This is a genomic window from Dyella sp. 2YAF14, from assembly GCF_052114725.1.
Taxonomy (GTDB): Bacteria; Pseudomonadota; Gammaproteobacteria; order Xanthomonadales; family Rhodanobacteraceae; genus Dyella.
Window position 1 is genome coordinate 39,615 of sequence record NZ_JBFRFH010000012.1, and the last position, 16,106, is coordinate 55,720.

At 65.5% G+C, this 16,106-nt stretch carries 13 protein-coding genes; 4 read left to right on the forward strand and 9 right to left on the reverse strand.

The features are described 5' to 3' along the window. Nucleotides 1-16: 16 nt before the first annotated feature. Together AB4Y82_RS16255 and AB4Y82_RS16260 are read right to left on the reverse strand one after the other, a co-directional pair. A complete protein-coding gene (locus AB4Y82_RS16255) occupies nt 17-1,144 on the reverse strand; it encodes a glycosyltransferase (protein WP_441604799.1) in 1,128 nt (375 codons plus the stop codon). A gap of 97 nt (nt 1,145-1,241) precedes the next feature. Continuing rightward, nucleotides 1,242-1,448: a zinc-finger domain-containing protein gene (locus AB4Y82_RS16260; protein ID WP_046970205.1), complete on the reverse strand. Its 207-nt coding sequence runs from the start codon at nt 1,446-1,448 to the stop codon at nt 1,242-1,244. Nucleotides 1,449-1,669: 221 nt separating this feature from the next. Here AB4Y82_RS16260 and AB4Y82_RS16265 point away from each other — a divergent pair, with 221 nt between their 5' ends. After that, complete coding sequence (locus AB4Y82_RS16265; RefSeq protein ID WP_441604800.1) at nt 1,670-2,809, forward strand: Yip1 family protein; 1,140 nt, start codon at nt 1,670-1,672, stop codon at nt 2,807-2,809. 58 nt (nt 2,810-2,867) lie between these two features. Here the strand turns inward: AB4Y82_RS16265 and AB4Y82_RS16270 are convergent, their stop codons facing one another. Next, nucleotides 2,868-3,461 (reverse strand): YceI family protein, encoded by a 594-nt coding sequence (locus tag AB4Y82_RS16270; protein ID WP_441604801.1) that lies wholly within the window; start codon nt 3,459-3,461, stop codon nt 2,868-2,870. Nucleotides 3,462-3,513: 52 nt separating this feature from the next. After that, nucleotides 3,514-4,107, reverse strand: a complete 594-nt coding sequence (locus tag AB4Y82_RS16275) for a malonic semialdehyde reductase (RefSeq protein WP_441604802.1) — start codon at nt 4,105-4,107, stop codon at nt 3,514-3,516. A gap of 131 nt (nt 4,108-4,238) precedes the next feature. Between AB4Y82_RS16275 and AB4Y82_RS16280 the strand changes: the two genes are divergently transcribed. Continuing rightward, entirely contained in the window at nt 4,239-5,219 is a 981-nt protein-coding gene (locus AB4Y82_RS16280; RefSeq protein ID WP_441604803.1) for a mitochondrial fission ELM1 family protein, read from the forward strand. A gap of 6 nt (nt 5,220-5,225) precedes the next feature. Here AB4Y82_RS16280 and glnE read toward each other — a convergent pair whose 3' ends face one another. Next, entirely contained in the window at nt 5,226-8,078 is a 2,853-nt protein-coding gene (glnE, locus tag AB4Y82_RS16285; RefSeq protein ID WP_441604804.1) for a bifunctional [glutamate--ammonia ligase]-adenylyl-L-tyrosine phosphorylase/[glutamate--ammonia-ligase] adenylyltransferase, read from the reverse strand. 239 nt (nt 8,079-8,317) lie between these two features. On the opposite strand from glnE, the gene AB4Y82_RS16290 reads away from it, so the two are divergent. Together AB4Y82_RS16290 and AB4Y82_RS16295 are read left to right on the forward strand one after the other, a co-directional pair. Beyond that, nucleotides 8,318-10,219, forward strand: coding sequence for an LTA synthase family protein (locus AB4Y82_RS16290; RefSeq protein WP_441604805.1), 1,902 nt, complete (start codon nt 8,318-8,320; stop codon nt 10,217-10,219). 243 nt (nt 10,220-10,462) lie between these two features. Next, entirely contained in the window at nt 10,463-10,756 is a 294-nt protein-coding gene (locus tag AB4Y82_RS16295; protein ID WP_441604806.1) for a hypothetical protein, read from the forward strand. Between the two features lie 65 nt (nt 10,757-10,821). Here AB4Y82_RS16295 and AB4Y82_RS16300 read toward each other — a convergent pair whose 3' ends face one another. The 4 genes from AB4Y82_RS16300 to AB4Y82_RS16315 all read right to left on the reverse strand — a co-directional run bounded on the left by AB4Y82_RS16300 (nt 10,822) and on the right by AB4Y82_RS16315 (nt 16,007). Continuing rightward, a complete protein-coding gene (locus AB4Y82_RS16300) occupies nt 10,822-13,209 on the reverse strand; it encodes a TonB-dependent siderophore receptor (protein WP_441611476.1) in 2,388 nt (795 codons plus the stop codon). Between the two features lie 118 nt (nt 13,210-13,327). After that, on the reverse strand, nt 13,328-14,320 hold the full coding sequence (locus AB4Y82_RS16305) for a FecR family protein (protein WP_441604808.1): 993 nt from the start codon (nt 14,318-14,320) through the stop codon (nt 13,328-13,330). Continuing rightward, a complete protein-coding gene (locus tag AB4Y82_RS16310) occupies nt 14,317-14,871 on the reverse strand; it encodes an RNA polymerase sigma factor (RefSeq protein WP_441604809.1) in 555 nt (184 codons plus the stop codon). Before AB4Y82_RS16310 ends, AB4Y82_RS16305 begins: the two co-directional genes overlap by 4 nt. Further along, nucleotides 14,871-16,007: a VirK/YbjX family protein gene (locus AB4Y82_RS16315; RefSeq protein WP_441604810.1), complete on the reverse strand. Its 1,137-nt coding sequence runs from the start codon at nt 16,005-16,007 to the stop codon at nt 14,871-14,873. Before AB4Y82_RS16315 ends, AB4Y82_RS16310 begins: the two co-directional genes overlap by 1 nt. Between the last annotated feature and the right edge of the window lie 99 nt (nt 16,008-16,106).

The following is a 16,106-nucleotide window of genomic DNA, read 5'->3' on the forward strand; positions in this document are numbered from 1 at the left end:
GACGCTCGACGCTGCGTCAGGCCGCAGTGAGCTCGTCGTACAAGGCCAGGGTGGCCTGCTGCATGTCGGTGAGGCGGTAGTTCTGCAGCATCGGGATGGGCGGCGCCACGCGCAGCAGCTCGGCAGCACGTTCCACCAGGCGCTCGCGATCGGCGGGCGGCACGCGGCCTGCCGGATACAGCTCGGCCAGCAACTCGCCCACGCCACCGTGCGCATAGCCCAGCACCGGGCGGCACAGCGACAGCGCCTCGATCACCGTGCGGCCGAACGATTCGGGCTTGTTCGACAACTGCAGCACCAGCGAGGAGACGGCGTAGATGTCACGCACATCGGAACGCGGCGGCGTCATCACCACCTGCGCTTCGAGCCCGCGCGTGCGCACGAGATGGCGCAGCTCCTCGACGTAGGCCTCGCGACCAGGCTCGATCACGCCCAGCAGCAACAGGCGCACATCGATGCCGCGGCGCTTGAGCTCAGCCACCAGTTCGATGGCGTCATGGTGTCCCTTCAGGCGCGTGCCGCGACCCGGCAGGGTCAGCAGCGGGCCGCCGGCAAGCGCCGGAAACTCGGCGAAAAACGCCTTGACCCAGTTGTCGTCCGGTCGATGCCCGTAGGGAAAGGCGTCCGGATCGATGCCGCGCGGGATCACCCGCACGCGAGCCGGTTCCAGCCAGGGGTAATGGCTGAGCATGAAATCGCGCAGGGTCTGCGATACCGCAATGACGCGCTCGCCACGCAGCAGGATGGCGCTGTAGCGGCCGGGCGAATTGAGGCCGTGCACGGTGGTCACGAAATGCGGCGCCGGCTTCATGCCCTTGATGGCCCACCAGCCCAGCCAGGCCGGCAGGCGCGAGCGTGCGTGCACGATGTCGGGCTTGAGCTCGCGCAGCAGCTTGCGCAGCGCGCCCACCTTCATGAAGGTGCCCAGCGACTTGCGGCCGATATCCAGCGTGATGTGACGGCTGCCTTCGGCTTCCAGCTGCGACACCATGCGGCCACCGGCGGAAATCACGATGGACTGATGGCCGGCCTGCACCAGGGCACGGGCAATCTCCAGCGCAGACCGCTCTGCCCCGCCCGATTGCAGGGCAGGGATCAGCTGGACCACGGTCAGAGACCGCGCTGGTGTAGCGATTGCTGACATGATTTGTTCGAAAGGTGCCTTCATTCCTAGAGGCAAGCAGCAATCGTGCCGAAATGCGCGGCCGATATGGTTTCAGTTGTAACTTTCGAGGTCGAAATCAGTCGCGAAGCACGTAATGCGCGCCGCAATAAGGACATGTGGATTCACCACCGTCCTCCACGATCGGCAAATAGACCTTCGGATGGGAGTTCCACAGCGCCATGCCGGGCATCGGACAGGACAGCGGAAGGTCCGAGCGCGTCACTTCGTAACGATTTTCGGCATTCGCCGGGATCAGCGGGGCAGCCGCAGGGGAACGCGACATGGGGTCAAACTCCATCAGGACACCAGACCCACCATGTTAGCAGGCCAACCCCACATCGCGACGCGGCGGGCAGCGGACTGCGACCTAGGGCATAGTGCGGGCGACCAATGTCGGGGGCCTCCCCGGCGGCCGAGAATGCCCTCGCGTACGGGGAACGAACGGCCCGCGATCCAGCGGTCGGTGGATGGCGGGAACAGGCACATCCTGAAGCAGGAGCCGTCATGGACTTCGGAAAGATCTTCAGTCGCATCAAGGCCATCCTCAGTTCGCCACAGACCGAGTGGCCGGTGATCGCTGCCGAGCCCGCCACCGTCGGCGGCCTGTTCCGCAACTACATCTGCATCGTCGCCGCGCTACCGGTGATCGCCTACTTCATTCGCGGCAGCCTGTTCGGTCACGGCGGCTGGGGCATGCATGTGCACACGCCGCTGGGCCTGGGCTTGCTCGGCCTGATCCTGCATTACCTGCTGACCCTGGTGGTGGTCTACCTAGTCGCCCTCATCGTCAATGCGTTCGCGCCGAGTTTTGGCGGCAGCAAGGACCCCGTGCAGGCGCTCAAGACGGTGGCCTATGCCTGGACCGCAGGATGGATCGCCGGCATCGCCGTGATCATTCCGTGGCTCGGTTGGCTGGTGGCGATTGCCGGCGTGATCTACGGCATTTATCTGCTCTATCTCGGACTGCCGCACACCATGCGCTGCCCACCCGAGCGCGCCGGCGGGTACACGGCCGTCATCGTGATCATCGGGATTGTACTGAGCTGGATCGTGGGCTTGATCATGGCCGGCATCATCGGCACGGCGGCGCTCACCGGCGCGTCGATGGCCGGCATCCACGCGACCAGCAGCGATCGAACCACGGTGACTGTCGATCCAGACAGCATGGCAGGCAAGACCGTGGCGGTGTCGCTATCACCGGAAACCTTGCGTGGCTTCCTGCCCGAGGAGCTCGATGGCATGAAGCGCAGTGACTTCAACGCGCAACGCTCCGGCGCGGTAGGCATGCAGATATCCACTGCCTATGCCACTTACAGCGACGGCAAGGATCGCAACATCAAGATCGAGCTGGCCGACACCGGCAATATGCGGGGCATGATGGCGATGGCCAGCGCAGTGGCGCACTCCACCGAACAGCAGACCGACCACGGTTACGAAAAGACCTATACCGAGCACGAGCGGCTGATGCACGAAGCGTGGAATTCGCAGACCAAGACGGGCGAATTTGGCGTGATCGTCGCCAACCGTTTCTCGGTCAAGGCGAGCGGCAGCGGCGCCAGCATGGATGACCTGAAGCAGGCCGTGAACGACATGGACCTGGACAAGCTGACGTCACTGAAAGACGAAGGCGTCAGCAATCGTTGAGCCCAAAAAGAACAGGCCCGCGCCGTGAGCGCAGGCCTGCTCATGCCCAGCGTTGGGCTTACTTGGCGGCGTCGGCCTTCGGCACCGAAGCCTCGGTGGTGATGTGGATCTTGATCTCGTCGCTGACGTTCGGCACGTAGGCGCCCACGCCGAAGTCGGAACGCTTCAGCGTGGCGGTGGCGTCGAAGCCCACCGTCGCCGTCTTCAGCATCGGATGCTCGCCGCTCTTGTTGAGCGTGGCGTCCAGCGTCACCGGCTTGGTCACGCCGTGCACGGTCAGGTCACCCGTGACCTTGTACTTGTTGCCGCCAGCGGCCTGCACCTTGGTGCTCTTGAAGGTGACGGTCGGGTACTTGTCGGCGTCGAAGAAATCCGGCTTCTTCAGGTGCTCGTCGAGCGCGCTCACGTGCGTGTCGAGGTTGGCCAGCGGCAGGGTGACGTCGACGGACGACTTGGCGGCGTCCTTGTCGTCGAACACGATGGTGCCGTTGCCAAGGCCGAGGTTGGCGGTGGGGTTGGAGAAGCCGAAGTGGTTCCAGCTGAACAGGACCATGGTGTGGCCCGGGTCCATCTTGTAGGTGACCGGAGCGGCCTGGACGGACACGGCAGCGCTGATCAGGCCGGCAAGAACGAGGTAACGAAGTGCACGCATGGGTTGAATCTCCATTGGGTTGGGGGTTGCTGGATCGAGGCCGATGAAGGCGTCAGGCGATCTGGCAAGCTTCTTCGAACGAGAGGCGCGGGCTGCGCGGGAACAGGTCGCGGCTGGCATCGCCGTAGCCGATGTTGACCAGGAAGTTGGACTTCACCGTGGTGCCCGCAAAGAAGGCGTTGTCCACGCCGGCATTGTCGAAGCCGGACATGGGGCCGCAATCGAGGCCGACCGCGCGCGCGGCGAGCATCAGGTAAGCGCCCTGCAGCGAACCATTGCGGAAGGCGGTGATATCGATCAGCGGCTGGTTGCCGGCGAACCAGCTGCGCGCATCGGCATGCGGAAACAGATGGGGCAGCTTTTCGTAGAACTCGTGGTCGGTACCGACGATGGCGGTGACCGGCGCGGCCAGGGTCTTGGCGCGATTGCCATCGGAGAGGAACGGCGCCAGCTTGTCCTTGGCCTCCCTGGATTTCACGAAGACCACACGCATCGGCGAGGAGTTGGCGCTGGTGGGGCCGAACTTGGCCAGCTCGTAGATCGCGTGAAGCTGCGCGTCCGTTACTTCTTTCGGCAGCCACGCGTTATACGTGCGCGCCGTGCGAAACAATTGGTCGAAGGTCGCCTCGGAAAGCTTCTCGCTCATGGGTATCCTGTGGACATGGCGCGCCGGCATCGGCGCAACGACCTCAAGTGTAAGCGGGGTCGCAGGCAAACAGGACCCAGGCCAATGGAACGAACTGTACCGTCCAGGGAAACAATGCGGCGGCCAGGACTATGCTGAAGCCGCGCGGCGACTGCTGGGTCATCACCGATGGCGCGGCCGGCAACCAGCGCCAGGCGCTGGCGCTGGCCGAGCTGCTGGAGATGCCTGTGCGGCACCTGCAGCTTGCGCCCGCCGCACCCTGGTCGTGGCTGGCGCCTCATCTCACGCTTGGCGCCCGGCTGGCGCTCGACCCCACCCAGCGCCAGCAGTTCGCCCCACCGTGGCCGGCCGTGGCGATCGGTTGCGGCCGATCCGCCGCGCTCTATACCCGCCTGCTGCGCTCGCTCAGCGGCGGCGCCTGCTACACCGTGCAGATTCTTGATCCGCGGGTCAATCCGGCACACTGGGACACGGTAATCGCGCCTCAGCACGATCGGCTGACCGGCCGCAACGTGATCCGCCCGCTCGGCTCGCTCAATCCGGTGGACGAGGCCTGGCTGCAGGATGGCCGCGAGGCCGATCCTGCCTTTGCGGCATTGCCGCGCCCGCGGATAGGCGTCTTGCTGGGCGGCCCGCGCAAGGGCGTGACCTTCAACGAGGCTTATATCGACCAGTTGATCAGCGGCCTGCATGCGCGGCGTCGCCAGGACGGCGGCAGCCTGATGGTGCTCGCCTCGCGACGCACACCGGCGGACCTGGTGGAGCGCATGCGCCAGGGCCTGGGCGACGTGCCAGGGCTGGTGTGGGCTGGCAATGATGACGGCGGCAATCCCTATCCCGGCGTGCTGGGCTGGGCCGATCGCCTGGTCGTCACGCCGGACTCGGTCAATATGCTGTCCGAAGCCTGCGCCGTGGGCTGCCCGGTGCACACCTTTGTGCTCGGCTCACTGCCCGACAAACTCGAGCGTTTCCATCACGCCTTGCGCGACGCGGGACTGCTGCATTCGCTCGATGCCAGCAATACACCGCCGGTGCCGCCGCTGCGCATCACCGGCACGATTGCCGCAACGCTGCGCGAGCTCATCGTGCGCCGGCAAAACCAGGCGGCGTGAGCTGCATCAGAAGCACAAGCCCAGCTCCGTCGTCACCTCCTGCACACTGCTGCTGAGGCGGTCGAGTTCGCCGTCACGCGGTGCGATGCGCGAGCGCAGGTCGAGCGTACAGGCCAGTGCGCGATGCAGCAGTTCGGCGTGCGCTTCGGCGAATATGCCGGCCTGCCGCCCGTCCAGCAGGCCGGCGTTCCGGCAGGCTTCGATCAAGCCGGCGTTGGCGGTGATATTGAGCAGGGCGGAACGTTCTGACGCGTGCGCCAGCACCAGGCCTTGAAGTGCGAACTCGATATCCAGCAGACCGCCATGACCCTGCTTGAGATCAAACAGCTGCGCATCGGAGCGATCGCGCTCCGCCCGCCAGCGCTGGCGCATGCTGCTGACTTCCTGCAGCACCGGGGCGCGCTCGCGCGGCACCGCCAGCACGTCGCGGCGAACGGTGGCGAGATCGGCGTGCAGCCCTGCGTCGCCCGCGATAGGGCGGGCGCGCAGCAGCGCCTGATGCTCCCAGGTCCATGCGCGGCTCTTCTGGTAGGCCTCAAATGCATCGAGGCTGCTCACCAGCAAGCCTTTGGAGCCGTCGGGCCGCAGCCGCGTATCCACTTCATACAGGCGCCCCGCACGGGTGAGCACGGTCAGCCAATTCATCACGCGCTGGGCGAGGCGCTGATACCAGCGCGAGCCTTCCAGCGGACGCGCACCATCGCTCATCGCGTGCGCGCGCTTGCTGTCGTAGACAAACACCAGGTCCAGGTCGGAGGCGAACCCCAGCTCCTCGCCACCCAGGCTGCCGTAGCCGAGCACCGCAAAACCGATGCCGTCGCCCGGTAGACGGCCGTGCTGTGCAGCGAGTTCGCGCTCGGCCAGCGCGGTGACGGCCAAGACGATGGATTCGGCCAGTACCGCCAGGCGCCGCGCTGTGGCGACGGCATCGGCGCGTCCGTCGCTGAAAGCCAGGCCGAGACGGAACGCCACGCTCGCCTTGAACTCGTTGAGGCGCTCGAGCTCCGCTTCCGCCTCGCGCTCGTCCAGCGTCGCCAGCACGCGGGTGATTTCTGCGCTGATGTCGGCGCGCTTGAGCGGCAACTGATCGATGCGCGGATCGAGCACGTCGTCCAACAGCAAGGGCTGCGCGATCACGCGTTCGGCGAGGAAGGCGTTTTCCGCAAATAATCGCGCCAAGCGCAGTCGCGCCGCGGGCTGCTCTTCGAGCAGGGCGAGATAGGACGAACGTCGCGCCACCGACTGCACCAGCCGGCACAGGCGAAGCAGGCAGGCGACGGGCGCCACGCTGTTGCGTGCCACGGCCAGCAGCTGCGGCATCAGGCGGTCGAGCTGCTCGCGCGAACGCTGCGACATGGCGCGCACGGAAGCGGCCTGACTGAGTTTCAGCAAAGCCTCCGCCGCCTCACCGCCTGGCGTGAAGCCGGACGCTTCCATCACGCCGGCATTCAGTGATTCAGCGCACGCCTGCTGCCACAAGGCCACATCAGCCACCGGCGCGGCTGCCGTTCGCCCTCCCTGCGGCATCAGCACTTCGGCGAACTCCTCGCTGACCTTGGCGCGATGGGCGGCCAGCTGTTCTTCCAGCTCCTCCCAGCTGCCAAGGCCAAGGCCCAGCGCGATGCGCTCACGACTGAGAGCGTCTGCCGGAATATCGTGCGTCTGCGCATCGCGCAACATCTGCACGCGATTTTCCACGCGACGCAGGAACACATAGGCCTCGCGCAATTCGCGCGCACGCGCGGCGCTGATATGGCCACGCGCTTCGCAGGCGGTGAGCGCAGGCAACAGCCCGCGCACGCGCAGGCTGGGTTCGCGCCCGCCTCGTATCAACTGCACCAGCTGCACGATGAATTCGATTTCGCGGATGCCGCCAGGGCCGAGCTTGAGATTGTCCGCCAGATCCTTGCGCGCCACTTCGGCGTCGATCAGCGACTTCATCTCGCGCAGGCCCGCGAAGGCGGTGTAGTCGAGATATTTGCGATAGACAAAGGGACGCAGCAAATCCTGCAGCTCCTTGCCCGCATGGCGATCGCCCGCCACGGGACGCGCCTTGATCCACGCATAGCGCTCCCAGTCGCGACCTTCGCTCTGGTAGTACTGCTCCATCGCCGAGAACGGCAAAGCCAGCCGGCCGGCATTGCCGAATGGACGCAGGCGCAAGTCCACGCGCGCGCAGATGCCATCGACGGTAGGTTCGTTGAGCAGGCGCACCAGCTGGCGCGCCAGGCGCACGAAGTACTCGCTGTTGTCGAGCGTACGCGCGCCATCGCTCTGCCCGCTGTGCGGATAGGCCAGCACCAGGTCGATGTCGGAGGAAAAATTCAGCTCGCTGCCACCGAGCTTGCCAAAGCCCACCACCACCATGCGCTGCAGTTCGCCGTCGTGGCTGCGGCTATGGCCATAACGCGCGGCCAGCGCGCGTTCGGACCACTGCAGCGAGGAGGCCAGCAGGACTTCGTAGAGCACGCTGGTGGCGGACAGGGTCTCGGGCAACTCATCGAGGCCGTTGACATCGCGAAACACCAGACGCAGCGCCTCGGCGTGACGAAAGCGCCGCAACTGCGTCAGGCACGCTGCCTCGTCCTCGGCGAGCTTCAGCGCATCGATGCGTGCGCTGGCATCGCTGCCCGAGCGCAGGCGCTCGAGTCCTTGCGGCGCAAGCAGCTGCGGTTGGCGCAGCCAGGTATCGAAGGCGAAGTCGCTGGCGAGCAAGGTGCGTCGAATGCGCTCGGCCACGCCGGCGTCGTCGTGCAAGGGCACGCCCATCTGGCGGCATCGCGCGATCAGGTCGCGGTAGCGATCGTCGATCAGCGCGCGCAGCGCCGGGGATTCGGTGGGCCTATGGATCACAGTCATCCGATCATTCTGCCGCAGAGTCCTGCGCCTTGCTGCGCGCGCACTCAAGCCAGGGTTCCGCAGTATGACCGGCGCATGACCGGATACCGCACTGTTTACAGACCGCGTGCACGCCGACGACGCATCGGGCGTTGCCATAGAGGCAGTTACGGACACACGCCTGCTCCACCAACAACTGGTTCAGATCCAGGACATTACATTCCCGTTTCCGAGCCATGACAGCCAACCCACAGGGTGCCATGACCACCTCAACGACTCCAGCCGCGCTGCGTGCGCGCTCCCTGCCCGCCCGGCTTGCGTTGGTGTTCGCGCTGGCCATGGTTTTCACGCTGTTGACTGGTGTGGTCGACGGCGGCATCGGCGTTGGCCCGATGCAGGCGCTCAGCCAACCTCTGTTCCTGGTCGCCAACGCCCTGCCCGGCCTGCTGCTGGCGTCGTTGCTGCTGGTGTTGAGCCGCCGGGCATGTCTGTCGTTCGGCCTCGCCTTCCTGCTGCAGACGGTGCTCTACGCGATCAATGCGCTGAAGGTGAGCAACCTCAATACGCCATTGATGCCCGCCGACTTCCGCATGCTGGGCCAGCTGCGACGCGGCGGCCTGAAGTTGCTCGGCAGCTATCTGCCGACCAGTCCCTGGCCGTATCTGGCACTGCTGGCTGCCATGGCCGTCATCGTCGTCGCATGGCGGATCGAACCGCCCATGTTCGCTCGCCGCACGCGCGGCAAGCGTCTGGTATCGGGTGTGGCTTTGCTGCTGCTGATAGGCACGCTGTTCGCGGGCCTGCCCGGCTGGATGAAGCTCTATGGGGGTCACCATCTGTGGATGGAACCGTGGTCCGCCACGGCCACCGCGGAGCATTCGGGCCTGGTCAGCTCGCTGATGATGTTTCACCTGCATCAGGGCCATGCGCGCAAGAAGCCTGACCCGGCGGCCGCGCTGCAGCTGATCGAGCGCTCCGATCTTGCTCTGCGCGCCTATCTGCAGGCGCCGATACGCAACAACGGCGAGGAACCGGACATCGTCGTGGTGCAAAGCGAGTCGTTCTTCGATCCGTCGATCCTGAAGGGATTCGAGCACGCCGACCTCACGCCGAATCTTCACCGCCTTGCTGCACAGGGCGAGAGCGGCCCGCTGCACGTGCCCACTTTTGGCGGGGGCACCATTCGCACCGAGTTCGAAGTGCTGACGGGTTTGTCGTTGCGCTACTTCGACGACATGCAGTTCCCGTATCTGCAGATGAATCACAAGGTGGTGCCGAGCATGGTGCGCGTGCTGCGTTCGCACGGCTACGAGACCATCGCGGTGCATGGCAACGACCCGCGCTTCTGGAATCGCAACACCGCGTTCCAGGCGCTCGGTTTCGACCGCTTCGTGTCACGCTCGTCCTTCCCCACCCATGCCGCGATGGACGGGCAGTACATGGCCGACAGCGCGATGACTGATGAAATCATGGCGCAGCTCAAGAATGCGGGGCCGCCCCAGTTCCTGTTTGCCATCAGCATCGAAGCGCACGGCCCCTATGACGTGCCCCCGGCGCACGCCGCCGAGCGCGACGCGATCGCCGTGCCCGAAGGCGTCACCGGCCAGAACAAGCTCGAGCTGCAGACTTACCTCTACCACATGCGACATGCCGATCAGGAGCTGGGCCGACTGGCGGACCTGCTCGCGCAGCGCGAGCGTCCCACCCTGCTGCTGTTCTATGGCGACCATCTGCCCGCGCTGACCGATACCTACAACACCACCGGGTTTGTCGACGGCAAGGACATGCTCAGCCAGGCCGGCACCTGGCTGCTGGTCAATCCACGCAATCCCGCGGCGCCAAAGCACGAGGCGCTGGCCTCATGGATGCTGCCCGGCCGTCTGCTTGAACAGGCCGGTGTGCGTGACGATGCGTACTTTGCCCTGACCCAGGTGATCGCACCGCAACTGGCCGCCTTGACGCACGCACCTGGCGCACCGCCGGAAGCCGAAGACAACGCCGAGCACCAGGAAGACGACGATATGGCCAACGTCGCCCTGCTGCGCATGAAGGGCAAGCTCGACGCGCTCTGGCCCAAGGCGGAAGCGCAGACGGCAGGTTTGATCGAAGAGACGCCACTCAATCGGGCGGGCGAGGTCGAGTCGGCGGGCGCCCATCAATAACGGCAATCTAACGTCGCCGATTGAATGGACGTCCAAACGAAATGAGCGTGGCGGCTGTTTTCCACGCTTTTCAAGCGGTACGAAAACGCTTTCTCCGCTGCTTCATAACCGCGATTCAGCGATCTGTCTGCGCGCTAAAGGGAGCCTGTTCGGTTCAGCTTCGGTATGGCGATGTGCGTCTAGCTTCGATTCCAGCCACGAAGCAACGCCTTCGCTGGCATTCCCACACTGGAGGTTTACCTCATGCGCAAGACCATGCTCGCCGCTCTCCTCGTCACCGCCGCCTCCGTCCTGACCGTTCCCGCGTTTGCCCAGGACGCCGCTGCAGCGACGAAGACCGAAGCCAGCGCGACCACCGCCGGCGCGGCAGCGAAGGACACGGCCAAGGCTACCGATCAGGCCGCCAGCAAGACCACCGACACTGCGCACAAGGCTGCCAAGCACAGCGGCCACAAGGCCAAGGCTGCGGCGACGGACGCCACCAAGACCGACGCCGGCAAGACCGAGGCAGCCGCGCCGGCCGCCGCCCAGCAGTAAGTCGCTACGCACGATGTAACCCCAAACCCCGGGAGGCGACTCCCGGGGTTTTTCGTGGGCAACGATCAGAAGTCGTACGTGCCCGACAGCATCACGCTGCGATGCGTGCGCAGCGGCACATAGGTTTCGTTGAAGTCGGCCGAATACAAGTCGCGTGCGAACAGGTTCTTGACGCCCAGCGTCATGCGCCAGCGATCGGTGCGATAGGACACATTGGCGTCGACTTCCGCCTGACCCGGCGAATCGTAGTAAGTGGTGTAGTCGACGCTCTGCCCCAACGATCGGCCACGCGCCTGTACGCCACCGGCGATGCCCCAACCCTGCAGCCCGCCCCCCTGGAACCAGTAGCTGGCCCACAGGTTGAAGCGCTGGCGTGGCGCACCGGTCGGCTGCGTGCCGTCGTGGTTGGTGATCTGGGCGTTGGTGTAGCTGCTGCTGATATCCAGACCGGGCGCCAGGCGGCCGGAGAATTCGATTTCCACGCCGCGATTGGTCTGTCCCGGCCCGAAGCTGGCGACGTTCGGCATGGCTTCGAGAAACAGATAGCTGTGGTCGAGCATGATGCGGTACAGCGACACCGTCAGCCATGCCTGCTCGTGGAACAGGTTGAACTTGGCGCCCGTCTCCAGCTGGCGTGACAGTGCCGGCACCAGCGGGCGACCGTTTTCCCCGAGATAGGACAACGGCTGGAAGCCATTGCTGGTGAAACCATAGACGGCGACATCGGGGGTCAGCTTGTAGACAATCCCGGCATTGGGTACCCACTTGATCCGCTTGGGCGTCCACGGATTGCCTTGCGCATCGGTGGTCGACACTTCGTAGGCGGACCGGCGCAACCCCACCAGCATGTCCCAGCGTTCGCCCAGCGCCAGCTGATCCTGCAGGAACAGCCCGTTGTCCACCGACCACGGCGTGCCCGAGAGCGGGACATTGTCTTCCGGCTGCACGACCGCGGAGACACGTGGCAGCGCGGCGTCAGTGAACAGGTTGTAGGCACCGTCGTTGTACGAATGCCAGAAGTCGTCGGTGTGGCCGACGCGCGAACGCGAATAGTCCATGCCGAGTGTCACCGTATGCGTCACCGGACCCATGCCGAACACTCGAATGAAATCGTTCTGCAGCGAGTAGTAGGTGTCGTTGTAGCGATAGGCTTCGGCATACGGTGAGACGTTGCCGATCGGCGTGGGGTTGTAGAGCGTCCAGCTCTGCAGGTCGTTCTGCTGTTGGACGTACTGCCCGCGGCTGCGCCACGTCCAGGCGTTGCCCAGTTGCTGGTCGAGCAGGTAGTAGAGGCGGTTGGTCTGGTAGTTGGCGTAGTCGTACTCATTGCCAGTGAGCAAGCCGAACGGCGTGGCGCTGGACAGTGTGTCGCCAAGCATCACCACATGGTCGGGTATCGGCAGCCGGTTGACGATGCGCTGCGCGCCCACCACCAGCTGCGTGCCACCGCTGGTCCATCCGATCGACGGCGCGAGATAGCCGCTGCGACGATTGCGATAGCCCTGCGGCGTGCGGTCGGCGTAATCGCCCGACATGACCAGCCGATAGGTAAGCCCCGACACGTGGCCGAGCGGCCCAGTCATGTCCAGGCCGGCCTGCACCATGCCCTGCTGGCCCAGCGTGTAGCTGACCTCGTGCACCGGTTCGCTTTGCGGCTGCTTGGTGGTGACGTTGACCAGGCCGCCAAAGCTGTTGCCGGTGGAATCGCCCAGGATGGACTGCGGCCCCTTGATCACTTCCACGCGTTCCAGGCCGATCAAGGGCGGAAAGTCGCCGGAACCGGCATTGCTGTTGGGCATGCCGTCGATGAGGCCGTTGCCGGTATAGAAGCCGCGGATCTGAAACAACGGCAGGCCGTCGGAGCCTTCGACGAAGGCCACGCCCGCTACGTTGCGCACGGCATCTTCCACGGTGAGCGACTGCTGCGAATCCATCAGCTCGCGCGTCACCACGCTCACCGATTGCGGCACGTCGATCAAGTCCGCGTCGTTGCGCGAACCCACGCTGGTGAGCGAGGCCTTGAAGCCCACGTCGCGGCCGAGCAAGGCATTGGCCTCGACCGGCGTCAGCTGCTTGGCGTCCTGTCGCGGTTTCGACGATGCCGTGTTGCCCGCAGGCGTGGGCAAGGTCACCACCACGGTGCCCTGATCAGTGAACTCGTAGACAAGCCCCGTGCCTTCAAGGAGCTTCGAAAGCGCCGCCGGTGCGCTGAGGTTGCCGGTGGCGCCGAGCGAACGAAAACGCGCAATGGTGCAACCTGCCGTGAGCACCTGCACATTGGCCTGCTTGCCAAAGGCGATCAGCGCGGTGGCGAGTGGTTGCGCGGGTATCGAGAAATCGATGGGCGCAGCATCAGACATGACTGACGCGCGCGCGATGCAAGCGCCCGGCACGGCCAGGCACGCAAACATCCACAGGCCGCCCGACAGCAGCAGCTTCGCACGCTTCCTCATAGTCCCCGCTTCATGGCAAGCGAAAACCGCGAGTTTGACACGCGCAGCGGCCCTTGTGCGCTCACGTCACCGGCGTGAACGCAGACTTTCGAGAGGCTGTCCGATCAGCACGCCGGCGTCATCGTTGGGCCGGTTTTCGTCGTGCATCGGACAGCACCGTTTGGCCGCCGCTGTCATTCACCTGCAGCGGCAACACCTGGGGCAGCGCGTTCAACCAGTCGTCGATGGCGTCGGTCTTGACCGTGCCGGTAAACGTCAGCGCTTTCAGATCGGCATCGGCGATCTGCAGCGGCTGCGCGCGATAGCGATTGATATTGGCCACGACGACCGCCAGCGGTTCGTTGTCGAATTCCAGTCGCTCCTGGCGCCAGGCCGCGGCATTGGCCGGGTCGCTGGCAATCAGGTTCATGGCCGCACGCGAGGGATCGTAGATCACCGACTGTCCGGCCACGGCCTCCAGGCTGTTGTGGGCGCCACCGGTGGCGTCAGCTACACGTACGCGCCCTTCTGCCATGGCGACGGTGACGTACTTGCCCGTGCGGCGAACATTGAACGCCGTGCCGATGTCCTCGATGGTCACATCGCCGGCGCGCACCTCAAAGGGCCGCGCGGCGTCGTGCACCACCTCGAAATAGGCCTCGCCCTCGGCCAGCTCCACCAGGCGGCGCCCGCGACTGAAGCGCGTGCTCAGCTGAGTGGCGCCGCCCAGCGTCACGAGGGTACCGTCTTCAAGCGTGACCTTGCGTTGCGCGGCAAGGGCGCTGACATACGTTTGGGGCGTGGCGCCGCCCTGCCAGGCGCCCCAGCCGACGTAGCCGCCAACCGCCAGCACCAGCGCAGCCGCGGCGGCGGCCGGCAACCACCAGCGACGCGTAGCTACACGCGCTTGCGAAAATTCGGCGATCAGTTGCTCGCGCGAGACCTCGCCCAGCGCATGCAGCCGTGCCGCCAGCTCGGTCACGCGTTCGAAGGCCGCCAGGTGCTCGAGGTCTTCTTCGGCCCAGGCCAGCCACTGCTCGGTCGTCCGGTCCGTGGCAGCGGGATCGCGCAGTCGTACCCACCAGTCGGCGGCGACGCGCAAGGTTTGTTCTTTGGAAGTATTGGCCATCATGGCATCTCCGGTTCGTCCACCCGTGCCCGGCAATGAGCCAGGGCGTTGGCGACGTGATAGCGCACCATGCGCTCGCTGATTTTCATGGCCCGCGCGATCGCACTGATCTCGCGGCCATCGATGACGTGCATGACGAAGGCGCGCGCGGTCTTGATCGGCAGCTCGCGCAACGCCTTGTACAGCTGCTGCAATTGCCCCGCGGCGTGCACGTGGCGCTCGGGAATCGGTGCGAGGTGCAGGTCCTCGTCCGGTGCAAGCAGCGGATGATCGGTGCGCACCTGGCGCGCGCGCAGGCGATCCACCGCCAGGTTGGAGGCGATGCGAAACAGGTAGGCGCGCAGCGAATCCACTTGCTCCGGCCGGTCCATGGTCACCAGGCGCACGTAGGCCTCCTGCGCGACTTCCTGGGCATCCGACATCGAGTTGAGGCGGCACTGCAGGAACGCCACGAGCGCGCGGTTGTGATCGCGAAACAGGTCCGCGATGCGCATCGCGAACGCCGGATCAAGGTTCACGCCCGCGTTGGCAGGCGTGTTGGAGGGTCTATCCACTAGGCTGCCCTGGTTACGTCGGGGAGCGGCGGCAACGATGCCGGATCGGCCGCTGCCTCCGTTGCATCGCGCCACCACGGTACCGGGCGCAATGCGTCATTCAATAGTTTGACCGCTTCCCAGCGCAGCTCCGCGCGGCGCCTGAACATGGCGCGGCGCTTGCTTTCCGTCTCCACTTCCGTGCGGTGGTGCAACCTGGCCGGCAGCAGGAACCAACCGCCCTGCACGGCGACACCACCCTGCTCCAGCCAATAGGCATCGTAATCGGAAAACATCCGCGTGCGTCCCTGCAGCGGGTGCGCCACGTTGCCGACCGCCAGGATCCGGCGCAGGCCGCACTGGCCCGCGAATGCATACGCCAGTACCAGCAAGAGCTGCTTGGGGCGCATGCCGTGCATCTGGCGCGTGAGCTCGCGCACGACCTCGCGCGCATCCACGCCGGCGGGCCCCTGGATGCAGCCGAGGGCCAGCGTGTCGTCATCGATCAGCGTCATCACCAGGCAATAGAGCGTTCGGTCGTACGCATCGGTCAACTCGACGGTGAGCTCGCCCTCGCATGACTTGAGCACACTCGGGCACAGATGCAGGCGCAGTTCGCTGCCGTCCTTGAGTCGCAGGGAACCAAGCGTGGCGCGGCCGCCCACGTACACCGCCTCGAACAGCTCCGCCGACCAGCGCTGCAGCAACAGCCGGTAGTGCGCCTGCACGGCCAGCACGCGATCCACGCGATGCCACTGACGATTGACGAAACGATGCAGGTGTCGCTCCTGCAGCCGCGGATCGCGGTCCACGCAGGCCTGCAACAGCGGGTCCGACTGCAGGAACGCGAGGTACCACTGGTGCAACACCGGCATCGATAGCGCGCGTGCCACGTATTTCGCCGCTGCCAGCACGCGTTGCCCCAGATGCCCACGCCAGTCGGTGCGTCCCCACAACGAACGCCACCATACGGACAGCCCAGGGTGGCCTTCCTTGGCCGCACTCTCCTTGGGTCCAGTCACCTGCGGGTCGGGCAAGCCCGCCCACCAGAGTTCGCGCTCCAGGGAGCGTTGCGCCGCGTAAGCGCAGCCGCTAGCGGCGAACACCAGATCGGCGTCCAGGGGTTCCTCTCCTGGCTGAAGATTCCGTTCGTTCAAGGCTCGCCGACCCGCATGGTGACTGTGACAAGGACTAAGACGGCCAGGCGAGTCAAAACGGAAATGGCCGGCGCCACTTTTTTGAATTTTCTTTCCGCC